Origin of the sequence: Nocardia sp. NPDC051570, assembly GCF_044454005.1 — a bacterium.
Classification (GTDB): domain Bacteria; phylum Actinomycetota; class Actinomycetes; order Mycobacteriales; family Mycobacteriaceae; genus Nocardia.
Genome location: NZ_JBITDI010000018.1, coordinates 75,441 through 97,265, shown reverse-complemented (window position 1 = coordinate 97,265; position 21,825 = coordinate 75,441). Strand labels below are relative to the sequence as shown.

The 21,825-nt window shown below is 68.2% G+C and carries 22 protein-coding genes; 11 read left to right on the top strand and 11 right to left on the bottom strand.

All coding sequences use genetic code 11. From position 1 onward, the window contains the following. Positions 1-29: 29 nt before the first annotated feature. On the bottom strand, positions 30-1,091 hold the full coding sequence (gene pheS / locus ACIA76_RS34605) for a phenylalanine--tRNA ligase subunit alpha (RefSeq protein WP_397158098.1): 1,062 nt from the start codon (positions 1,089-1,091) through the stop codon (positions 30-32). 188 nt (positions 1,092-1,279) lie between these two features. On the opposite strand from pheS, the gene ACIA76_RS34600 reads away from it, so the two are divergent. Beyond that, a complete protein-coding gene (locus ACIA76_RS34600; protein WP_397158096.1) occupies positions 1,280-1,996 on the top strand; it encodes a FadR/GntR family transcriptional regulator in 717 nt (238 codons plus the stop codon). Positions 1,997-2,041: 45 nt separating this feature from the next. Here ACIA76_RS34600 and ACIA76_RS34595 read toward each other — a convergent pair whose 3' ends face one another. Continuing rightward, positions 2,042-3,460 (bottom strand): MFS transporter, encoded by a 1,419-nt coding sequence (locus tag ACIA76_RS34595; protein WP_397158094.1) that lies wholly within the window; start codon positions 3,458-3,460, stop codon positions 2,042-2,044. Positions 3,461-3,568: 108 nt separating this feature from the next. Between ACIA76_RS34595 and ACIA76_RS34590 the strand changes: the two genes are divergently transcribed. Next, complete coding sequence (locus ACIA76_RS34590) at positions 3,569-4,138, top strand: TetR/AcrR family transcriptional regulator (protein WP_397158092.1); 570 nt, start codon at positions 3,569-3,571, stop codon at positions 4,136-4,138. 239 nt (positions 4,139-4,377) lie between these two features. Here ACIA76_RS34590 and ACIA76_RS34585 read toward each other — a convergent pair whose 3' ends face one another. Next, a complete protein-coding gene (locus ACIA76_RS34585; protein ID WP_397158090.1) occupies positions 4,378-5,535 on the bottom strand; it encodes a cytochrome P450 in 1,158 nt (385 codons plus the stop codon). A gap of 114 nt (positions 5,536-5,649) precedes the next feature. On the opposite strand from ACIA76_RS34585, the gene secY reads away from it, so the two are divergent. Further along, entirely contained in the window at positions 5,650-6,960 is a 1,311-nt protein-coding gene (gene secY / locus ACIA76_RS34580; RefSeq protein ID WP_397158088.1) for a preprotein translocase subunit SecY, read from the top strand. Between the two features lie 76 nt (positions 6,961-7,036). Continuing rightward, positions 7,037-7,867 (top strand): LuxR C-terminal-related transcriptional regulator, encoded by an 831-nt coding sequence (locus tag ACIA76_RS34575; RefSeq protein WP_397158086.1) that lies wholly within the window; start codon positions 7,037-7,039, stop codon positions 7,865-7,867. On the opposite strand, the gene ACIA76_RS34570 is transcribed toward ACIA76_RS34575, so the two are convergent. Next, on the bottom strand, positions 7,857-9,173 hold the full coding sequence (locus ACIA76_RS34570) for an LVIVD repeat-containing protein (RefSeq protein WP_397158084.1): 1,317 nt from the start codon (positions 9,171-9,173) through the stop codon (positions 7,857-7,859). The two genes, ACIA76_RS34575 and ACIA76_RS34570, sit on opposite strands and share 11 nt — an antisense overlap. Positions 9,174-9,341: 168 nt before the next feature. Between ACIA76_RS34570 and ACIA76_RS34565 the strand changes: the two genes are divergently transcribed. Then, positions 9,342-10,814 carry an ABC transporter substrate-binding protein gene (locus ACIA76_RS34565; RefSeq protein WP_397158082.1) on the top strand — a complete coding sequence of 491 codons (1,473 nt, stop codon included), beginning with the start codon at positions 9,342-9,344 and terminating at the stop codon, positions 10,812-10,814. 8 nt (positions 10,815-10,822) lie between these two features. On the opposite strand, the gene ACIA76_RS34560 is transcribed toward ACIA76_RS34565, so the two are convergent. Beyond that, on the bottom strand, positions 10,823-11,248 hold the full coding sequence (locus tag ACIA76_RS34560; protein WP_397158079.1) for a hypothetical protein: 426 nt from the start codon (positions 11,246-11,248) through the stop codon (positions 10,823-10,825). A 21-nt stretch (positions 11,249-11,269) separates the two neighbouring features. Between ACIA76_RS34560 and ACIA76_RS34555 the strand changes: the two genes are divergently transcribed. Beyond that, entirely contained in the window at positions 11,270-11,677 is a 408-nt protein-coding gene (locus tag ACIA76_RS34555; protein ID WP_397158077.1) for a hypothetical protein, read from the top strand. 108 nt (positions 11,678-11,785) lie between these two features. Then, positions 11,786-12,142, top strand: a complete 357-nt coding sequence (locus tag ACIA76_RS34550) for a hypothetical protein (protein ID WP_397158075.1) — start codon at positions 11,786-11,788, stop codon at positions 12,140-12,142. A gap of 287 nt (positions 12,143-12,429) precedes the next feature. Here the strand turns inward: ACIA76_RS34550 and ACIA76_RS34545 are convergent, their stop codons facing one another. From ACIA76_RS34545 to ACIA76_RS34535, 3 genes are all read right to left on the bottom strand, one after another. Continuing rightward, a complete protein-coding gene (locus tag ACIA76_RS34545) occupies positions 12,430-13,272 on the bottom strand; it encodes an SAM-dependent methyltransferase (RefSeq protein ID WP_397158072.1) in 843 nt (280 codons plus the stop codon). A 38-nt stretch (positions 13,273-13,310) separates the two neighbouring features. Continuing rightward, a complete protein-coding gene (locus tag ACIA76_RS34540) occupies positions 13,311-14,930 on the bottom strand; it encodes a prenyltransferase/squalene oxidase repeat-containing protein (RefSeq protein ID WP_397158070.1) in 1,620 nt (539 codons plus the stop codon). Between the two features lie 198 nt (positions 14,931-15,128). Continuing rightward, on the bottom strand, positions 15,129-15,587 hold the full coding sequence (locus tag ACIA76_RS34535; protein ID WP_397158068.1) for a MarR family winged helix-turn-helix transcriptional regulator: 459 nt from the start codon (positions 15,585-15,587) through the stop codon (positions 15,129-15,131). Between the two features lie 114 nt (positions 15,588-15,701). Here ACIA76_RS34535 and ACIA76_RS34530 point away from each other — a divergent pair, with 114 nt between their 5' ends. Further along, on the top strand, positions 15,702-16,832 hold the full coding sequence (locus ACIA76_RS34530) for a hypothetical protein (protein WP_397158066.1): 1,131 nt from the start codon (positions 15,702-15,704) through the stop codon (positions 16,830-16,832). 89 nt (positions 16,833-16,921) lie between these two features. Here the strand turns inward: ACIA76_RS34530 and ACIA76_RS34525 are convergent, their stop codons facing one another. Continuing rightward, positions 16,922-17,398 carry a hypothetical protein gene (locus tag ACIA76_RS34525; RefSeq protein ID WP_397158064.1) on the bottom strand — a complete coding sequence of 159 codons (477 nt, stop codon included), beginning with the start codon at positions 17,396-17,398 and terminating at the stop codon, positions 16,922-16,924. A 483-nt stretch (positions 17,399-17,881) separates the two neighbouring features. Here ACIA76_RS34525 and ACIA76_RS34520 point away from each other — a divergent pair, with 483 nt between their 5' ends. Then, complete coding sequence (locus tag ACIA76_RS34520; RefSeq protein WP_397158062.1) at positions 17,882-18,475, top strand: hypothetical protein; 594 nt, start codon at positions 17,882-17,884, stop codon at positions 18,473-18,475. A 2-nt stretch (positions 18,476-18,477) separates the two neighbouring features. On the opposite strand, the gene ACIA76_RS34515 is transcribed toward ACIA76_RS34520, so the two are convergent. Beyond that, on the bottom strand, positions 18,478-19,473 hold the full coding sequence (locus ACIA76_RS34515) for a Gfo/Idh/MocA family protein (RefSeq protein WP_397158060.1): 996 nt from the start codon (positions 19,471-19,473) through the stop codon (positions 18,478-18,480). Next, positions 19,470-20,165 (bottom strand): CPBP family intramembrane glutamic endopeptidase, encoded by a 696-nt coding sequence (locus ACIA76_RS34510; RefSeq protein ID WP_397158058.1) that lies wholly within the window; start codon positions 20,163-20,165, stop codon positions 19,470-19,472. Before ACIA76_RS34510 ends, ACIA76_RS34515 begins: the two co-directional genes overlap by 4 nt. Before the next feature lie 92 nt (positions 20,166-20,257). Between ACIA76_RS34510 and ACIA76_RS34505 the strand changes: the two genes are divergently transcribed. Further along, the gene (locus tag ACIA76_RS34505; RefSeq protein ID WP_397158056.1) at positions 20,258-21,097 is read left to right on the top strand and encodes an LLM class F420-dependent oxidoreductase; all 840 of its coding nucleotides are present in this window, start codon (positions 20,258-20,260) and stop codon (positions 21,095-21,097) included. A 73-nt stretch (positions 21,098-21,170) separates the two neighbouring features. Continuing rightward, positions 21,171-21,650 carry a hypothetical protein gene (locus tag ACIA76_RS34500; protein WP_397158054.1) on the top strand — a complete coding sequence of 160 codons (480 nt, stop codon included), beginning with the start codon at positions 21,171-21,173 and terminating at the stop codon, positions 21,648-21,650. The last annotated feature ends 175 nt before the right edge of the window (positions 21,651-21,825 follow it).

Sequence of the window (21,825 nt, the reverse complement as noted above, 5' to 3'; positions counted from 1 at the left end):
GACGTTTCGCTTCCTTGTGTAAGAGACGGTCAGGACTGGATGCCGAACGGCAGCGTGAAGCGCACATCGCCCTCGACGATGTCGCGCATATCCGGAATGCCGTTGCGGAACTGCAGGGTTCGCTCCAGGCCCATGCCGAATGCGAAGCCGCTGTAGACCTCCGGGTCGATGCCGCTGGCGATGAGCACCCGCGGATTCACCATGCCGCAGCCGCCCCATTCGACCCAGCCCGCGCCGCCCTTCTTGTCCGGGAACCAGACGTCGAGCTCGGCGGAGGGTTCGGTGAACGGGAAGTAGCTGGGGCGCATGCGAGTTCGCGTATCCGGTCCGAACAGCGCCCGCGCGAACGCGTCCAGGGTGCCCTTCAGATTGGCCATCGTCAGACCCTTGTCCACGGCCAGACCCTCGACCTGGGAGAACACCGGGGTATGGGTGGCGTCCAGCTCGTCGGTGCGGAAGGTACGGCCCGGGCACACCACATAGATCGGCAGATCACGCTCGAGCAGCGAACGCACCTGCACCGGCGAGGTATGCGTGCGCAGCACCTGCCGCGAACCCTCGGGCGCGATATGGAAGGTGTCCTGCATGGTGCGCGCCGGATGGTCGGGCAGGAAGTTCAGCGCGTCGAAGTTGAAATGCTCGGTCTCGACCTCGGGACCCTCGGCGACCTCCCAGCCCATCGCGACGAAGGTGTCGGCGACGCGCTCGGACAGCGCGGTGATCGGGTGCCGAGAACCTACGGCCCGCCGCCGCGCGGGCAGCGTGACATCGATCGACTCCGCGACCAGCACGGCCGCGTCGCGCTCGGCCTGCAGCTGCGCGTACCGGGACTGATAGGCCTCCGACACCCGGCCGCGCGCCACATTCACGCGCTTACCCGCCTCGGCCTTCTCGTCCTTGGGCAGCGAGCCGAGCGAACGCTGGGCCAGCGAGATCGGCGACTTACCGCCCATATACTCGGTTTTCGCGGTCGCGAGCGCGTCCAGGTCGGGGGCAGCGGCGAACGCCTTCTCCGCCGCTTCGGCCGCGGCCGAGAGCGATTCCTCGCTCAGCGCCTCGTTCTGCTCGGCTGGTGCGTTGTCCTCGGCCACGATGGTTCGTCTCTCCCCTGCTGCTCCGGGTCTCGGGACGGATTGCCCGCCCCTATTGTTGCTGGTCGCATCGTAGGCGATGCGACCAGGCCGCTTCACCTCGATTTCCGCTGCTCACCCGATCGGATAGCGAGTCGAATTGGTCTGACCATTTGACCTCTGACCACCGCGAACCCTACCGTCGAGACATGGCATTGCGGCGCATCGACCGGCGAACCGTCGCCGATACGGTGTTCGAGCAGTTGGTGGCGGAGGTGCTCGACGGCGACCTCGCCCCCGGTTCGGCCCTTCCGGCCGAGCGGCAGCTGGCCGAGACGCTGGGCGTCTCGCGACCGACCGTGCGCGAGGCCCTGCAGCGGCTGTCACATGCGGGACTGGTCGAGGTGCGCCAGGGCGGGGCGACGACCGTGCGCGATTTCCGCCGCTACGCCGGATTGGACATGCTGCCACGGCTGATCGTGCGCAAGGGCAGGCTCGATACCGCGGTGATCCGCAGCCTTCTCGAGACGCGGTCGACCATGGGCCGCGAGGTCGCCGCGCAAGCCGCCGATCACACCGGCTCCCGGATCGCCGGTGAGCTGCGCGAGGCGGTGGAATCACTTGCCCGGGAACAGGATCCGATCGCCCAGCAGCGGGCCGCCCTGCGGTTCTGGGAGATTCTCGTCGACGCCGCCGACTCCGTCGTTCTGCGGCTGTTGTTCAACGACCTGCGCACGGCCTACGAGCCGGCCATGGCCGCCCTGGCCGCGGTCATGGCCGCCGAGGCGACCCGGATCGACCGTTACCGCACCCTCGCCGAGGCGGTGATCGACGGTGACCCCGCGACGGCCCGGCAGTCCGCGGATGACCTACTGTCCGGTGCGGCAACGGAATTCGTCCGGCGCATGCGGGAGGTACAGCCATGAATGTCACCGCCCCCATCCCATGAACGGAGGCACGTACCTTGCCGCTCAGTGCGCCTGCGTGATCCGGCGCGGAAGCGCCGCCGTGGCCACCGCGCCGATCGCCACTATCACCGCACCCACGCGAAGGGCGGGCAGCAGTCCGGCGACGTAGTCGGGGCCGCTGAGATACGAACCGTAGGAAGCGAAGATCGACGCGAGCACGGCCACTCCCATCGCGACCCCGACCTCCCGGATGGTGCTGTTGGTCCCCGACGCGATGCCCTGATCCGCCGGGGCGGCGCTGGCCATCACCACGATGGATCCGGGCGCGAGGGTCAGCCCCATACCCACCCCGGCCAGCACGAACGCCCCCACAATCGTCGGGTAGGAGACGTGCACGCTCACGACGGCCGCCATCCACGCGAGCCCTGCGGCCAGCAGCGCCTGCCCGGCCACCAGCAGCGTGCGGGCGCCGACACGGTCGACCACCAGCCCGGCCAGCGGGGCCACCACCATCGGAGCCATGGTCCACGGCAGGGTCCGCACCCCGGCCGCGAGCGGCGAATAGCCCTGCACCACTTGGAAGAACTGCGCCAGCAGGAACACCGATCCGAAGACACCGGCCGCGAAGGCGAAGACCGACAGGTTCGCCACGGTGAAGGTCCGCGAGCGGAACAGCCGCAGCGGCAACATCGGATGCGCCGTATACGCCTCCCACGCCACGAAGGCGACGAGAAGTCCTACGCCACCGAGCAATCCGCCCAGCACACCCGCCGAGGTCCACCCGTCCCCCGCGCCGTGCACCACGCCCCACACCATCGCCAGCACTCCCCCGGCTGACAGCACCAGCCCGAGCGGATCCAGATGCCGTGTGCCACCGAAGGATTCGCCCAGCGTCCGCGCCACCCACGGCAGCACCAGCACACCGATCGGCACATTGAGCCAGAAGATCCACTGCCAGCTCAGCCCGTCCACGACCGCGCCGCCCACCACCGGCCCGACCGCGACGCCGAGGCCGGAGATACCGCCCCAGATGCCGATGGCCGCGCTACGCGCCCGCTCCGGCACCGCCGCCGACAACAGCGTCAGCGACAGCGGCATCACCGCGGCCGCGCCGAAACCCTGAATCGCCCTGGCGGCGATCAGCATCCACGGCTCGCTCGCCAGCGCGCACGCCGCCGAGGCCACGGTGAACAATGCGATACCCGCCAGGAACAGCCGTCGGCGACCGAGCCGATCGCCGAGCGCGGCGGCCGTGAGCAGCAGCGAGGCGAACGACAGCGTGTAGGCGTTGACGAACCACTGCAGATCGGTGAGCGAGGCCCCGAGTTCGGTGCGGATGACCGGCAGGGCATTGGTCACGACGAGGTTGTCCAGCGTGACCATGAACATCGGAATGCCGACCGCCGACAGCACGGCCGCGAGCGATGCGCGTTTCAGAGGGGCGATGACATGCGAGGATGCGCCGTCGACAGTGGTGGTCATAGGTTCGAATCCTTTTGTTGTTATCCACTGATAACTTGCTGACAGCAATGTATGCATCGGCTGATAACATGTCAAATGGCCACATCCGGACCAGACGAGGAGACAACCGTGACCGCGGCGCGCACCCGATTGACCGCGACCGAGCGCAGCGAGCAGGTGCTGCGCGCGGCCATCACCGCATTCTCCGAATCCGGTTACACCGCAACGAAAACCGATGAAATCGCGCGACTGGCCGGGGTCTCGCAGCCGTATGTTATCCGGCTGTTCGGCAACAAACAGCAGCTGTTCCTGGCCGCCACCCACCGCATCTGCGATCGCATCGAGGACCTCTTCCGCGCCGCCCGCGCCGAGGCCGCTCCCGACGCGTCACCGCAGGAGGCCCTGGACGCCATGGGCGACGGTTACCACGCTTTCCTTGCCGAACGCGAACTGCTCCAGCTGTTCCTGCACGCCTTCTCCGCCAGCGGCGACCCCGCCATCGGCACCGATGTCCGCGACCGCTTCGGCCGCATCTACCATCTGGTCCGCGAATTGACCGGCGCCACAGCCGACGACGCCCAGCGCTTCATCGCCGAGGGCATGCTGCTCACCGTCCTGTCGGCCATCCAGGTGGTCGGCCTCGACGCCGTCCCGACCCCGTGGGCCGGGGAGATCATCGACTGCTTCGGTTCGAACTGAGCCGTCCGCGGCGGAGCGGACTGGATATCATGACCATGATCGATAGCCCCTCCGGCAGGGTCGACTTCCACCAGCATCTCCTGCCGCGCGAGATCCTCTCCGATCCCCTGCGCGGCAGCCGATCTCGTCACCAGCGGCCACAAGCGCCAGTACCCCGACGTCCGAATCATCCTGTCCCACTCGGGCGGCAGCACCCCGTTCCTCGCCTCCCGCGTGGCCGGACCGGCCCCTGCCCAGGTTCACCCCGCGCTGACCCGCAGCGTCAGCGGCCCGCGATGCCGGAAACCGGAGCGCCAGCGGATGTCCTGTTCGTCGTCGAGCACGCGCAGCCGCGGCCATCGGGCGTAGAGCTGGGCGAGTACCGTCGCGGTCACCGGGCGAACGAGGCCGGTGCCCAGGCAGGTGCGGAAGCCGTGGCCGAGGGCCAGATGCGGGTTCGGGGTGCGGGCGAGGTCGAGTTCGTCGGGGCGCGTGAACTTTTCGTCGTCGTGATTGGCCGAGGCCAGGCAGAACAGCACGGACTGTCCGGCGGTGATCCGGTGGCGACCGATCTCGAGATCGGTCACGGCGAAGCGCGGGGCCGCCACGATCTGCGGGGACAGGTAGCGCAGCAGTTCGTCCACGGCCACGAGCCGATCCGGACCCGACAGCACCATGGCCGCCTCCGTCCCCCCGGTCGAAAGGCTCAGTACCGCACCGCAGATCACGTCGACCAGCACCTCGTACCAGACGAACAGCAGGTAGAACAGCACCGCGACGATCGCGTCCGGCCCGATCGCCTCGGATCGGACCAGCCGGACCAGCATCGTGTCATCCTCGCGACCACGGCCGTAAGCGATCGCGGCCGTGATGATCTGCCCCATGCGCCGCAGCGTCTCCCGCGCCTGCGGAGCGGCCCGCGGGCGCAGCGTCGCCCGCGCCCAGTCGAGCAGATCCGTCCGCACCTGTTCGGGCAGTCCGAACAACCGGCCCAGCACGGCGGCGGGCAGCGGCGTCACCACCCGCTCGACCAGGTCGAATTCCCCGCTCGCATCGACCGTTTCGAGATAGGCGGAGACGATCTCGGCCGCGCCCTCGTCCCATTCGGCCAGCCGCCGAGGGTGTAGTTCGGCGGTCATCGCGCTGCGCAGCCCCGCCACCACCTCGGGCTCGCTGCTCTGCAGCATATCCAGCGGCGGCGGCACATCGAAGCCGCGATAGTCCCGTTCGTCCGCATAGCGCGGCTGCGGCGAGAATCGGTTGTCCGCCAATCCGTTTCGCACATCGTCGAACCGTGTCACCAGCCAGGCGGGCGGACCGTCGGGTGTGACGACCCGATGCACTCCGCCCTCCTCGCGCAACGACCGCAACACCGCCCACGGATCGCGCGCGAAGTCCTCCCCGAAGATTCTCAGCACCCCGCCATCATCATCGATTCCCGCACCGGCGCGCCATCTCCCACGGTCGGGGGAGATCGAATTGCGCTTCGCGGCCGACGTGGCGGGGGCGGTGATCTCCGTACCGTCAGCGCCGTGCTGTCCACCCTCCTACCGGCCCTGCGCACCCCGGAGCTACGCCGCAAGATCCTGTGCACGCTCGGACTGCTCGGGCTGTACCGCCTCGGCGCGACGCTGCCCTCCCCCGGCGTCGACTATCCGGCGATCCGCACCTGCCTGCACATCGTGTCCGGTGGCGACGCCGCGGGCATCTACCAGCTCATCGATCTGTTCTCCGGCGGCGCGATGCTGCAGCTGTCGGTCTTCGCGATCGGCATCATGCCCTACATCAGCGCCGGGATCATCACCCAGCTGCTGACCGTGGTGATCCCGCGGTTCGAGCAGTTACGCAAGGAGGGCAACGCGGGCCAGGCCACTCTCACGCAGTACACCCGTTATCTCGCACTGACTTTGGCCGTCTTACAGGCCTCGGCGCTGGTGGCCCTCGCAGCGCACGGACAGCTGCTGCGCGGCTGTCCCGCCCAGATCCTCGCGGACACCTCACTGTTCGGCATGGTGGTGACCGTGGCGGTGCTGACCGCGGGCGCGGCGCTGGTGATGTGGATCGGCGAGCTGATCACCGAACGTGGTATCGGCAACGGCATGTCGCTGCTGATCCTCGCCGGTATCGCGGCGCGAATTCCGAGTCAGGGCACCGCGATTCTGGACAGCCGGGGCGTGGGGGTCTTCGCCGGGGTCTGCGTCGCGATGTTCGCGATGCTGGTCGGAGTGATCTTCGTCGAACAGGGCCAGCGGCGAATTCCGGTGCAGTACGCCAAGCGGGTGGTCGGCCGCAAGCTGTACGGCAATTCGTCGACCTATCTGCCGCTGAAGGTCAATCAGGCCGGTGTCATCCCGGTCATCTTCGCCTCCTCGCTGCTGTATGTGCCGACCCTGCTCGCGCGGCTGGGCCCGCGCGGTTCGAGCACCTGGCAGGAGCTGATCCAGAAGTACCTGGCCGCTCCGGGCAATCCGGTCTACGTGACGATCTACTTCGCGCTGATCCTGTTCTTCACCTACTTCTACGTCGCGACCACCTTCGATCCGGCCGAACGCGCCGAGGAGATGAAGAGATTCGGCGGCTTCATCCCCGGCTACCGGCCCGGTAAGCCGACCGCGAAGTACCTCGGCGCCGTCCTGAACCGAATCACCCTGCCGGGCGCGGTGTATCTCGGTGTCGTCGCGGTGCTGCCGAATCTGGCGCCGCAGCTCGGCGCGGGCGGTCCGGCGCAGGGCCTCGCCTTCGGCGGCACCTCGGTGCTGATCGTGGTGAGCGTCGGCCTGGACACGGTCAAACAGATCCAGGCGCAGCAGATGAACAGGAACTACGCGGGCTTCCTGCGATGATCACTCCATCGGGGGAGCTCGGATACTCCCGATTGCCGATATACGCCGACGGCCGCGGGCTCTACTGTCGAAGATCATGGCCCCGACTACCTCGACGCGCCCGCTGCTGCGGGTGGTGTCGTCGCTGCTGCTCGCGATCACCGCCACGATGCTGTCGGTCGGATACGCGCACGCCGAAGCCCCGCCCGCCGTCCGGCGCGACATCGGGGAGCTCGATACCGTTGCCGCCGCACCACATTCGACGATCTCGGTACTGCTCGCGGGCGACCACGCGGTGTTTCGTTCGGGCCTGCGCGCGGTGATCGGCGCCCAGCCGGATCTGCGCTGCGTCGCGGAGGTCGCCGACCCCGCCGCCGCGCTCGGGGACATTCGGCGGTTACGACCCGACGTCGCCATCGTCGACCTGGACATGCCCGGCCTCGACGACCCCACCCTGGACTCGGTCGCGGCGCTCGGCGGCGCGACCCGGATCCTCACCCTCGCCACCGGCGAGACCGACGAGAACCTGTACCGCGCACTGCGTCTCGGCGCGAGTGGATTCCTCACCAAATCGCTGCCGTCGCGAGATCTGGTGTCCGCCATCCGAACCGCGGCCCGCGGCGAGGCCCTGATCGATCCGCGGGCGACCCGCCGGCTGATCACGCGGCTGACCGACGGTATCGAACCCTTCCCCGCCGCACCGGAACTCGCGACGCTCACCGCACGCGAACACGAGGTGCTGCTCCTGATCGCCCGGGCCCATACCAATCCCGAGATCGCCCGCATCCTCGGCGTGGGCGAGCAGACGATCAAGACCCACGTATCCAATGTGCTCGCCAAACTCGGCGTCCGCGATCGCGTGCAGGCCGTGGTCTACGCCCACACCCGCCGCATCGTGCCCCGGGATCCGATCTCGGTCAGGCGGTGAGGTCGAGGATGTCGATGCCGCGGTTGTTGTCGGCGATGTAGACCAAACCCTTGTGCCAGTACGGCGCCCACGAGCGCGCGTCGGCGGGGCGGTAGTAGGCGATCTGGGTCGGGTTGGTCGGATCGCTGACGTCCAGGAATCGGGTGCCCTGCGCGTAGAACGACTGCACCAGCACCTTGTCCTGCACGTCGAAGTAGTGCGCGGAGCAGTCACCCGACAACGGATCGCTGCCCTCCTGCCCGGCCACACCCCAGGTGCCGACGGTGTTGAGCCGGAACGGTTTCTCCGGTGTCGAACGCCAGCCCTCGCCGTCGTAGGAACCCTCCAGCGACGCGATGACCAGCACGCCGTCGCCCGCGCACCCGTCGGCGAAGTTCTCCTCGGTGGCGTAGATCAGATTGCCGTTGCCGAAGCGCCCGGTGCCGCCGCCATCCTTCGCGCGGCCGTTGATCGGGCGAAAGCTGTTGTGCATGAACCGCGACGGCGCCGCCGTCTCCGCGATCCCGCCGCCCGCATAGGGAATCGGCGAGATCGCCGAGGCCGCGCGGTTCTCGCCGGTCACCGGATCGACGTGCATGCCCTGGGTCCAATATCCGCGCACGCCACCGCGTCCGGACACCCAGGCGACACCGGACTCGTCCACTTGGACGTCGTGCACGTAATCGGTCTTGCCGTCATTGCGCGCCAGCTCGATCGGGTCGGGGAAGACCTTCGGGTTGCGCGGGTCGCTGATGTCGGTCACCCACATCGGGCGCCCGCCCCAGTCGGCGGGCATGTTGTCCGCCTTGGCCGGTCCACCGGTCCACAGATAGCGGCAGTCGTTGATGCAGCGGGTGGTGTGCCCGGCGGGCACCTTGACGTAGCTGAGCACCGACGGCTTCTCCGGAACGGCCAGATCCACCACATAGATCCCGGATTCGCCGGTGTGGGTGTCGCCGCCGAAGGCGCGTGGATCCCGGGAGAGGAAGGCTCGCTTGCGCACCGGATCGACCTGGGTGTCCTCGGTCTCCCACATCCCCGGCATATCGAGGCGCCCGATCAGCTGGGGCGCGGCCGGATTCGCGGTGAGGTCGTAGGTCTTCAGGCCGAATTCGCCGGAGACGACCATGATGTCCCGGTTGCCGTACGGGAGAAAGCTCAGCGAGATCGCGCCCTGCGCATCAGGGAGGTTGCCGACCACCTTCACATTCTTCTCCGCGCCGGGCGTGCCCGTGACCTGCCCGGCGCCTCCGGGCGGCCCGTCCTCCCCACAGGCCTGGGCAGGCAGCGTAGCCGCGGCGAGGCTCGCCGCCACGGTAACCATCATCAGGGATGAGCGAAACAACCAGCGGCGCACGACTACCTCCCAGTGAGTCGTAGATTTATCTCACTGTAGATGCGAACGCGCGGCCGGATCGATCCCCCTGTGTCCCGATACCCCTACTCGGACAGCGACTTCCGAGACGTCGCCCGGTGGGCAGTCGATGATGTTGGCATGCGTCGCACCGCTCGCCTCCTCCTCGCATCGGCCGCGTTGCTGCTCGGTGTCACCGGCTGCTCGCACACCTCGCCGCCGCCCGAGCCGGGCGTGCTCACCGTCGGCATCGGCGATCCGGCCCATCTGCTGCCCGCGGACCTGCGCGATCAGGCGGGCCGAACGCTCGTCGGCGCGCTGTGGACACCGCTGGTCGACTACGACGCGGCCACCGGGCGGAGCATCCCGCGGGCCGCAGAATCGGTCTCCACCACGGATCGAACCACCTGGGAGATCACGGTGCGCGCGGGCGGCCGGTTCCACGACGGGACACCGGTCACCGCGAAATCCTATGTGGACACCTGGCACACGGTGGCCGCCGAGCACTGGGCCGGTTCCGGCGCGCTCACGGAGGTGTTGCGCGCCAAGGAGATCAGCGCGCCCGACGAGCGCACCCTGCGGATCGTGCTCGATCGGCCCTTCGGTCAGGTACCGGCCGTGCTGGCGTCGCCCGCGCTGCTTCCGCTGCCGGAATCGGTGCTGGCATCCCGTGATTGGGCCGGATTCGAGGCGAATCCGATCGGCAACGGGCCGTTCCGGATGGCGGAGCCGTGGCGGCCGGGTGTGGGCGGACGACTCGTGCGGGTCGACGCCGCGCCCGGCAAGGCGCACGAGATCCGGTTCCGGGTGGGCGATTTCGCCACGCAGTACGACCGGGTGAAGGCGGGCTCCCTCGACCTGGCCACCGAGGTCCCCGGCGACCGGCACGACGCCATGCACCACGATTTCGCCGACCGGCATGCGATGTGGCCGCTGCCGGAGGCCGGCTATCTCGCATTCCCGGTGTCGGACAGGCGTTTCGCGGATGCGGCGGCGCGCCACGCCTTCGCCATGGCGGTGGATCGCGCGGGCCTGGCGGCGGGTCCGCTCGCGCAACAGGTCGATCCGGCCGCGGCGCTGCTGCCGCCGGGCATCGCGCCGGGCGAGCGGTCGGGCACCTGCAGACCGTGCACGCACGACCAGGCCGCGGCGAAGGCACTGCTCGGCCAGGCCGCCTTCACCGGCCCGGTCACGGTGTACTTCGGTGCCGGACAGGGGAATTGGGCCCGGCCGCTCGCCGATCAGATCGGGACGGCGCTCGCACTACAGGTGACCGCGACACAGCGCGACGATGCCACCGGCGAATCCGCCGACGGTCCCGTCGCGATGACCCGGTCGCCGAGCACGTCGAGCCCGCAGGAGCTGCTCGCCGGGCTCGCGCGGGCCGCCGGATACACCGATGAGGGCTTCGCGCACCTGCTGGCCGCCGCCGATGCCGCCGACGCCGGGACCGACAGCGGCCAGCTGTATCGCCTCGCCGAGAATCAGCTGCTCCGCGACCTTCCGATCGCGCCGCTGTGGTCCGGCCACGGCCATGCCGTCTGGTCGCAGCGGGTACACGATGTGACGGCGACCCCGCTGCGCGGTGTCGACCTCGCCTCGATCTCGGTATGAACGGCCGGTCAGGTCACGATACGCACCGGCTGCGGGCCGGTGCTGGCCAGCACGGATGGCCCCTGGGAAAGCGTCACTGTGACCGAACCGCCGGATTCGTTGGGCAGCACGCGGCCGGGTGCGATGAGGTGGCCCTCCCAGCTATGCGGGGCGCCGTCGCAGCCGACCCGGACCGGCCCGTCGAGCTGGATGCCCATCGGGCCGCCGACGCCGCCACGGAACATCTGTTCCAGCGAGCCGTCCACGACGGTGATCCCGGCGGTGCCGCCGCCGTCACAGGCGGCCGATCCCTTGATGGTCAGGGTGGTGACGTTGTAGCCGAGTTCGGGTTGGACACTGACCGTCGCGGGCCCCTCGGCGGATGCGGACGCGGCGATGATCGCCCAGCAGCCGGTCGCGGCGGCCAGAACCGGTAGAGCGCGAGTGCGGAACATGGTGGACCCTCCTGTCGATACGTGATCGCGCGGATTGCCAACGCGTTCATGATCGCAGCGGCCGTCGGGGGCTACCTCGGCGGGTCGCTCAATCCCGAGGTGGTCGGGGTCGGCGTGGCGGAGGTGGTCCTCGACGCGGGGACCGATGATGGTGTGCTGGACGGTGTTCGGGTCGGCGGGCGCGCAGGGGTCGGGGTCGCGGCGATGGTCACGGTCCGATTGTCCGGCAGCGGCAGGGGGAGGCCCGGGGACGGTGGGGTGCACGAGGTCGTCCGGCGAATGGGCGGCGGGGATGTGATCGGCACGGGGGCAGGAAGATTCGGCCATACCCGCGGGCGCAGAATGCCGCAGGGGATCGGTGGGCGGCCCTTGACGTACAGGAACAACTCGAACCGCAGCCCCACACGGTTGGTCGGAGGCGGCGGGTAGTACGGCGGCGGGTAGGGCGGCTGGTACGGCGGCGGCGGATAAGGCGGCTGATACGGCGTCGGCGGATAAGGCGGCTGGTAGGGGGGATAGCTCGTCGTATACGGCGGGATGCTGGTGTCGGTCGTCGTCGACGGCGGAACCGTGGTGTCCGTCGTCGTCAACGGCGGTGTGACGGTATCGGTTGTCGTGGCCGCCGGGGCGGGGTCGGTCGTCGAATCCGGCGATTGGCTCGGGTCGGTGGAATCGACGCTCGAGGAGACCGGCGATCCGGTGGGATCGGCCGACGACACCGGCGACGGCTCGGTGGGATCGGACGGCGAATTCGGCGAGTCGACGGGAGCGGGCGCGTCACTCGCGGTCGTACTCGGCTCCACCGACACCGGCGGAGTCGGATCCGAGGAGGTGCTCTGCTGCGGCATCGACTCGACGGTCGTCTCGGTCGACTCCGCGGCCGCCACCTCCTGATCGGGAGTTCTCGGCGCGACGACGGGGGCCGCCGACGCGGACGCCATCAACCCGACCACCGCCAGCGCGGAGATCGTCACGGGAGTAGACAATCGCATCCGGGCAACCCTGGTTGACGAAAACCATTGCCGGATACGGCGATACGCATCGGCCACGCAAGCATGGTAGAAGACCGCGATACCGCCTGTCCGAATTCCGGACACCAGCCCCTACTGACGCGAATCGCCCTCGGCTACCCGAGAATCGAGGGCGATCGAACGCCGAGGCCCGCGGCCTCCGCCCGCCGATCAGGGCTTACGCCCCACGCCCGCCCAGATCCAGGCGGGACCCGCGGAGGATTCGACCTCGAACCGCGGTTCCTCGGCGAGTTCGGGATGCCAGTCCTCGAGGGTGACCACGCCCGGCTCCACGAGTTCGGTTCCGGTGAACAGCCTTTCGATCTCGGCGCGGGTACGCGGAACCATGGTGATTCCGGCGTGCTCACAGGCCTGCACGGCCTGTTCGGTGGCCGCGGCATTGAAATCCGCGGTGGGATGGCTGAGCGTCAGACTGCTGCCCGAGGGCACCGCGTCCAGCAGCCGCCCGATGATGCCGTGCGGATTATCCGAATCACGGAAGTACATCATGATCATGGTCAGCGTGATGGCCACGGGCTGGCTCAGATCGAGCGTGTCGGCAAGCACCGGATCGGCCAGAATCGTCTCGGGGTCATGCAGATCGGCGTGGATGAACGCGGTCTTGCCCTCGCGCGTGCTGGCCATCAGGGCGCGAGCATGGGCGAGTACCAGCGGATCCTTGTCGACGTAGACGATGCGGGCCGCCGGATCGACCTCCTGGGCCACCTCATGGGTATTGCGGGCGGTCGGCAGGCCGGTGCCGATATCGAGGAACTGGGTGATGCCCAGTTCGGCGATCGCATAACGCACCGCACGACCGAGGAACCCGCGGTTGTGGCGCACCATGCTCCGAATAGTGGGGACGTGCGCGGCGATCTCGTCGCCGAGCGCGCGATCGGCCGGATAGTTGTCGACACCCCCGAGCCAATAATCGTAGAAACGGGCCTCATGCGGCTTGGTGGTGTCGATGGTGGTCGGCAGGCGTGAACCAGTCCTACCGCGTCTATCCGACATAGTGCTCCCCTCTCCGCGGGCGTGGCGACTCGCCGTACCTAGGACGACAAGGATATTCCGTCGATGCCGTTGCAGGCCGCAAATCCACACCGAACCGGTAACGGATCATCTTCACGGGGGCCCTCGCCGAGGCGGCGGGCGAGATGGCCGAGTGCCAGCAGCGTGAAGATGTCCGCGAGAACCGGAATCGTGAATCGCAGCGGCCGTGGCCCGATCGAGTCCGGGATGGACGCGATACTGCCGTCCTCGCACTGAGCGGCCAGCAGATAGGCCGCCGCGCGGGCCGCGGGGACCGGATCGTCCTGGCGGCAGACGACGATGAGGGCGTAGGCCGTGCTGATCGGATCGCTCGGCTCCTCCTCCTGCTGGCCCCAGCCGCCGTCGGCGTTCTGCCCCGCCAGCACCAGCGTCATGATTCGTTTCACCATCTGCTGCGACGCGACGGGCAGCGGGCCCGGATTGCGGGTCGCGGCGAGCAGGGCGCGGAAGATGGTGTGCAGCCGGCTACTCGACCAGTCCGGCGGGAAGGATCCATCCTCGTATTGCTGATCGGCGAGGAATTCCAGTCCGGCGGTGATGATTTCATGATGGCGTTGCCACTGCGGGGTGAACGCGTCCACCGCGGCGGCGGTCATACAGGCCTCCGACTCCGCCCCCGCGATGTAGGTGGGGAATCCGCCGTCGGGATTGTGCACCGCCCGCAGCGAGCGTTCTCCCCGGCGGATCGGTTCGCGGTACCGGTCGGCATCGAGGGCGTACAGGAATTGGAGGGCGACCGAGGTGTCGTCGACATCGGTCTGCCGGGACAGATCGGTATAGGACCAGCCGCCACCGGGCTGTTGCTGGGCCAGCAGATGCGCGGCGATGGCGTGCAGGGTCTCGGGCGGCGCGGAGGCGGCGGCAAGCGCGACACCGGCGGTGGCGGTGCACCAGGTGTCGGTATCGGTGATGAACGGCATCCCACCGTCCGCACGCTGATGGGCCATGGCCGTGGCCACCCCTTCGGCCACAACGTCTTCGGTATGCGGCAGCCGGTGCAGGGCATGCAGCGCCCACAGATTGATGAGAACGTTGCTCTCCCAAACCTCGCCCCGGCGTTGGGTTTCCAGCAGAATCCGCACATCCTCGTCGCTGATCAGATCGTGGCGCCCGGCGGCATCGGCGAGAACGATCTTCACTGCGGTGACCTGCACCCTGGCCCAGCAGTGCAACCCCGTCAGATCGAAGGCCCGCGGATCGAGCGGGCGGCGCGGCGCGAGATCGTAGAGCGCGAAGGTCGCATCGAACATCGCCTGCTTACGAGCGCCGGTGAATCCGGGCGCCTGCGCGAGAAACGCCTCGGCCAGTCCGGCAGGCGGCCCCGCCGCCCCCGCCCGCGTGAGCGCCAGGTCCACCAGCAGCCGATCCAGCCGACCCGTCGCCCCCTGCGCCCGCAGATACCCCACCAGACGCTCCCGCCGCTCCCCCTGTAAACCGGTGCGCTCCAACAGATTCAACGCCAGCACGGATTCCAGAATCCGACTACGACAAGGATCGCGAATCGCCCCGTCGGAACCCACCCGCGCCATCAGAGCGGACCGCAATCGCGCGGTAGCGGTATCGAGGGAATCCGGAAACAACTCCCGCCCCCAATGTGCCTGGGCCGGGCCAGATATCACAGGCCTCATCGTCCGCCCTTTCACCACCACGCCATTCCGGGCCATCCCACGCCCGGGGCCAGCACAAACCGGACACCGAACGCATTATCAGGGTAGTCGAAAAGAATAGGCTTCCAACACGATTCGGGGTATATACACCAACTCCAGTTGGACTCCGAGACCAACAACGCACGACCACAGCCGGACATCTCCGGTGAATCAGCCAGGGAAACGCTCGATCTCGTCCTCGGTCTGCCGAGTGGCCGACTCGAGGAACCGCAGTAAGGTCGCCAACTCCGCCTTATCGAAGCCCTCGAGGTCACGGCGATGGTGCTCGTTGAGGCTGTCGTACAGGCCGCCGACGCGTCGCACCGCCCGCTCGTCCGGCACGATGAGAACCTTCCGGCGATCATGGTCGTCGGGTACGCGACGGGCGAATCCCGCCTGCACCAAACGCTCGATCATCCGCGAGGCCGAGCCGCTGGTCAGATTGACCCGCCTGGCCAGCTCGCCGGGTGTCGCCGGACCCTGATTGGCCAGCACGTACAGCGCCTGCAGATCGGTCCAGGTCATCCCCAGCCGTTCGGCGATCATCCCGTTGAGCTGGATGATCGGGATCTGCCACCGGGCAATGGCCCGCAGTACCTCCGACCGCAGATCTTCCCGTGATCGAGTCATGCGGCCAGCATACTGCGCCGCGCAGTCGATGCGTAGCGAAGACTCTGCGTATTGCAGTCACTGCGCTACGCAGATACCTTGAAGGTGGCCTCATCGCACAGACAGGGAATCACCATGTCGGACGCCCCGATCGTCAACTGCCCGTTCTCCATACGGACCCACCCCCTGCACGCCCCCGATCCCGAGCGAGCCGCCCTGCGGGCAGCGGGGCCCGTCGTCCGGGTCGAGGCCCCGGCGGGCGGGCCGGTCTGGATCGTCACCGATGCCGACCTTGCCCGAAAGGTCCTGGCGGACAACCGTTTTGCCAAGGATCCAGCACTCGCCCCACCGCATTGGGACGCTCGCACAGCAGGTCTCGAGCCCACCGCCGCCGAGCAGATGTCGGTGACCACGCTCGACGGCGCGGCGCATACCCGTCTCCGGCGAGTATTCGCGCCACTGTTCGGCACGGCGCGGCTGCGCGCGGCCTACCCGCGGATGCGGACCATTGCCGATCAATTGCTCACCAGCGTGGGCCCGGGCGAGGTCGATCTGTTGGCCGACTTCACCACCCGATATCCACTCACCATCCTGTGCGATCTGCTCGGCATCCCCACCCACCACATCGACACCGCGATCGCCGCATGCCGCCTCATGCACACCGACTACCCCGCCAACGTCGGCCCGGCGATGTCCGGCTTCGCCCGCCTGGCGACCGCCGCGCTCGACCACACCGACGGACCGGCCGCCGAACTCGCCCACCGCATGCCACCCGGCGCCACCCCGAAAGACCTTCACTATCAGGTCTTCACCCTCCTGTTCGCCGGCCAGCTCACCACCGACCTGACCATCGGCTTCCTCATGGCGCGACTACTCGGCGACCCGACCGCACCCCATGACAACGACGAACTGATCCGCGAAACCCTCCGCAAGCACCCTCCGGCGCCCTTCACCCTGTGGCGGTTCACCACCACCGATCTCGACCTGGCAGGCACTCCCCTCCCCGCCCGCTCCCCCGTCCTCATCGACATCCAGGGCATCAATACCCAAGGCGGACAAGGGAACAACGACCTCACCTTCGGCGCGGGCCCGCACTACTGCCTCGGAGCCCAGCTGGCCCACCTCGAACTGCGCGCCCTCGCCGAAACCCTCCGCACCGACTACCCCCGGGCCCGCCTCACCGTTCCCCTCGACACCCTCCGCCACAGCACACCGGGCGGAATCATGGGCGCCAGGCTGCACGCCCTTCCCGTCGCACTGCGCTAGCGTTTCGGGCAGTTACCCGCGATCGGCTCGTCGTTGAACACCTTCCGGCCGGCTCCCCCGGATGGGTGAGCCAGCCGGACGCACTCGATTCAGTCCCGGGCGCGCCTGGGACCCGGCCAGCTGTCGTCGACGACGAGCGAGAGGTCGTAATGGCCGGGTGATCCGTGTCCCGGGTCGGCCCATTGACAGGCGACCGCGCCTTCGATTTCATGCGCGTGGCCCGTCCATTCGGCGACCCAGGACGCATAGGTGAGTCCCTTACACGCGGCCTGTACCGCGGGCCAGGTCGATCTGTTGCAGTAGATGGTCGGTCGCTTCACACCGGCCGCCTGCCGCATTCTGATCCAACCGGGGGCCTGATCCGGACGGCTGTCCCCTTGTTCGACGTCGAGCACCTCACCGGCATCGGCATGCGGGTCGACGGCGATATGCACCTTGATCGCCTTGGGAAATCGGGCCCAATCCGACTGGGACCATTTGAATCTTCCATCGATATAACCGGCCACCATTGCCGCGTCGGCCGGAATGTCCTTCGCGGACGTGGAATCGTACATAGTGCGAGTCATTTGCGTACCTCATCCGTGGTGATAGGTGATTACCGAGCACACGAGCGAGAACGATCGAAGGAGGCTCCCCTCCCCGATCCCGACCGCGCGACTGATTGCGGTCCGATCTTCACTGTGCCCCGTACCCGACGAATTCACATGCCCCGATTTCCACCGTTTCCGGCTACAGGTGGGCAAGCAGCAGTGTGATCAGCTGATACCGGCACGAACCAGGCCACCGCCGCCGGGATAGGGGCGATCATGAGGATCGTCGCCGATGCCAGCGTGGTCAGGGTGAAGCCCATCGACCTGCGCACCGGTAGTGGCGGGCCACCTCTCGGCAGCCCCGGCGACGACGGCGAGAATCGCGCCGCTGCAATCTCCCCTCCTCCGCCCACACCTGCGAATACCATCAGGGCGTCCAACCGAAATCGGTGGCACGCCGACGACACTCGGCGGCTACCGCACGACCAGGCGAGAGACGTGCGTCGCGTGGGAGGCGAAATGGCACGAGACGGCTCGACGACGGTGCGAATCCTGCGCATCGCGCCGTGGGCTCGCAATCCGCTGATGCGGCTGTCGGATCGCGTCGAGGGGCTGGTCGGCATCCTCGCGGTGCTGTCGATGCTGGCCGCCGTCCCGGTGGCGATCTGGTGCGGCGCGGCCGGACATCACGCGGCCGCGGCGCGAATCCGATCGGAGAACTCCACGAAATCCGCCGTGGCGGCGGTGATCACCACCGCCCCGGACCGGCCGTCCGCCAGCGAGGTGGCCACGAATCTGTGGCACGCCCACGCGCGCTGGGAGCGCCCCGGCGGCTCCGCGGAGGCGGTGATCGATGTCCTGGGCACGACGAAGCCCGGTGATCGGATCACCCTGTGGCTCGGACCCGATGGCCATCCGACGACACCGCCGCTGTCGGCCGATGTGGCCGTCGCCCAGGGCACCGGCATCGGATTCCTGTCGGCGGCCGGAATGTGGATCGGCACAAGCGGATTCACCTGGTTCACCGGCCGACTACTCGCCCGTCGCCGCGCCGCCGAATGGGACCGCGAGTGGCGCCGGATCAGCCCCGCGATCGGTCAGGACAAGCAGTAGTGTCAACTCGGTTCGCGCAGCGGCAATCCCGCGGCGCGGTAGATCGCATCGATGACGGTCATATTCTCGACGGAGTCCCGCGGTCCGGTCGGCACCGGCCCGCCGCGCAGCACCGCATCGGCGAAGGCGTCGAGCTGATAGGCGTAGGTGGTCCGGCGGGGGAATCGTTCCGCCCGGCTGTTATGTGCCAGCCGCACCGACAACTTGCCGAACAGTTGCGGCGCAACAGGATTGAACAGCTTCATCTCCCCGCGTTCGCCGACGATCCGGGCGCTGATCCGCAGCAGTTCCGACGACCACATCGAGCAGCTGATCCGGCCGGTGTGGCCGCTGGGGAAGCGCAGCTCCGCGGTCATGGCGCGATCGATCCGCGGATCGCGCAACTTCGCCTGTGCCGAAACGACTTCGGGAGTCTCGCCGCCGAAGACGCGGGCCATGTGGATCGCATAGCATCCGGCGTCCATCAACGCGCCGCCCGCGAGCCCGTAGTTGTAGCGGATATCGGAGAACTTCGGCAGCGGAAACGCCAGCGTCGTCTCCACCCGCACCAGCTTGCCCAGTTCGCCCGAGGCGATGATCTCCTCGGCACGCCGCGTCATCGGATGGTAGCGATAGTGGAACGCCTCCATGACCACCCGGCCGGAATCCTCTGCCAGATCGGCGATTTCGCGCGCCTCGGCGGCATTGGCGGTGAACGGCTTCTCACACAGGACATGTTTGCCCGCGGCCAGCGCCGCACGTGTCCACCTGCCGTGCAGGCCGTTGGGCAGCGGATTGTAGACGGCATCGATATCGTCGGCCGCGATCAGCTCGTCGTAGCCGTTGTACACCGTCCCGATGCCGTGTTTATCGGCGAACTGCCTCGCCCGCAACGGATCTCGCGCAGCCACGGCGGCGACCACCACACCGGGATCGGCCGCGGCCGGTTTGATCAGCGCCGTCGGCGCGATCCGTGCGGCTCCCAGGATTCCGATTCGCAAAACTCCGGTATCGGTCACCTCCGCGATGCTAACACCGACCCACCGGGCCGGTCGCTCAATCGGATTCGGGCGGCGGGCGCCGCGCCGTGATAGAAGTACCGGCCCAGGCCGACGGTGAAGACGAGCATCCCATACACCGCATGCTCGGCGGAGGCGGTCGCCAGCGACCGGGTGCGCAGATATCGCATCCCGAAGATCCAGCCGCCGAATCCGCTGGCGACCACGGAGAACCAGTTGCCGAAGATGATGTGCACATAACCGAACGCGGCCGCACTGGCGGCGACGAGACCCTTGCCCTCACCGAATACCGGCGCATACCGATGGAACAGGAACGACCGGAAGATCAACTCCTGCGGATACACACTCAGCGCCGGATACAACACCATCACCGCGAGCCACAGCCACGGATTTCGCCGCGGCAGATCGAACAGATCCTCCCGCCGCACCGCCGCGGTCGCCGCGGTGAGCGCCAGCGCGCTCGCCCCCGCCGACACCGCTATCGAGCGCGCCTGACCATCCAACGCCTCGGCCCGCCACAGCGAGGCCCGATCGAATCCGGGCGAACGCCGCAAATACACCGCGGCCCCGCAGGCCAGCGCGAGCAACGCCGGAATCGGCGGCCTACCGCGCAACACCGCGTTGTACACGGTCGTCCCCCCGAAGAACAGCGCCACATACTCGGCACCCAGATACACCCGCCGCATCCGCATGCGAACACCTTAATTCCCGAAGGCCCGCGACACCCGTCGACGAAGGCCCGCAATATCGGCCGCGAGCGCCGCCGACCCGTAGGCTGGCGGGCATGCGCTTCGCATTCAAAACCTCACAGCAGCACACCAATTGGGAAGATCTGCTCGCCGTCTGGCGGGAGGCCGACGATATCGAGATCTTCGAATCCGGCTGGAACTTCGACCATTTCTATCCGATCTTCTCCGATCCGACCGGGCCCTGCCTGGAGGGCTGGATCACCCTCACCGCACTCGCACAGGCCACTCGCCGCCTGCGGATGGGCACCCTGGTGACCGGCATCCACTACCGGCATCCGGCCGTGCTCGCCAATATGGCCTCGACCCTGGACATCATCTCCGGCGGGCGGCTCGAACTGGGCATCGGCGCGGGCTGGAACGAGCAGGAGTCCGGCGCCTACGGCCTCGAACTGGGCAGCGCCCGCGACCGCAGCGACCGCTTCGAGGAGGCCTGCGAGGTGCTGGTGGGCCTGATGTCGAAGGAGACCACCACCTTCGAGGGCAAGTTCTACCAACTCACCGAGGCCCGCAACGAACCCAAGGGCCCGCAGCGCCCACACCCGCCGATCTGTATCGGCGGCAACGGCGAGAAGCGCACCCTGCGCACCACCGCCCGCTTCGCACAGCATTGGAACTACCTCGGCGGCCCCGTAGAAGAGTTCATCCGCAAGCGCGACGTACTCCATGCCCATTGCGCGGATATCGGCCGCGATCCCGCGCAGATCACGTTATCCAGCCATATCAGGCTCGGTGAGAATGGCGAATTCGGCCCGGCCGTCGAACAGATCGCGGCGCTGGCCGAGGCGGGACTGGATCTGGCGATCGTCTATCTGCCGACGCCGCACACCCCGTCGATTCTCACTCCGCTCGCGGAGGCGCTGGCCCCACTCGCCTGAATATGACCCCGATTACCGACCGATTGATCGGTCGCTGAGCATTCACACCGCAATGATCGATAAGTGACGTCTCATGCGAAACGGCGTATGTGCGGCTCTCGATGGTTTCGAACGTCCGGACTTTCGGACGTTCGAAACCCCTTCGAAGAAAGGCACATTCAACATGAAGCGTTTCTCACGGCTGACCGTCGGCGCGCTGGTGATCGGCGCCGCGTTCCTGTCCTGCGCCACCGCACAGGCAGATATCGCGCTGCAGCCCGAAGCGCCCAGCACCGCCAAGGTGGTCGATGCCAGCGGCACCGGCTCGGCTGGCAGCGACTTCAGCGCGATCCTGCAGGCTGGCGCGGGCAGCTCCCATGGACCCGCGGCGGTTGCCGGTGGCACCGGCTCGGCCGACAGCGGCTCGGGTGCACCCGCGCCGGTTGCCGGTGGCACCGGCTCGTCCGGCAGCAGCTCCAGTTCACCGGAGGGGGCTGCGGCTGGGGCCGCTGCGGCCCAGGCTGCGGCGTGCGCCATCATCAAGGCGGCGGACCCGGGCGCTGTGTGCCCGTAATTCCGGGTCGTAGCCGGTGACAGCCGATTTCGGCTGATGCCGTGATCTCGGCTCGCACCACCCGGACGAGCACAGACCCGCAGTCGGGGCGGGTTACGCATTCCGGCTGGGTGGTGCGGGCGATCGCGCGACGGCAATCAGGTTCCCGCCCCGCCGCATAGTTGTCATCGCTTTG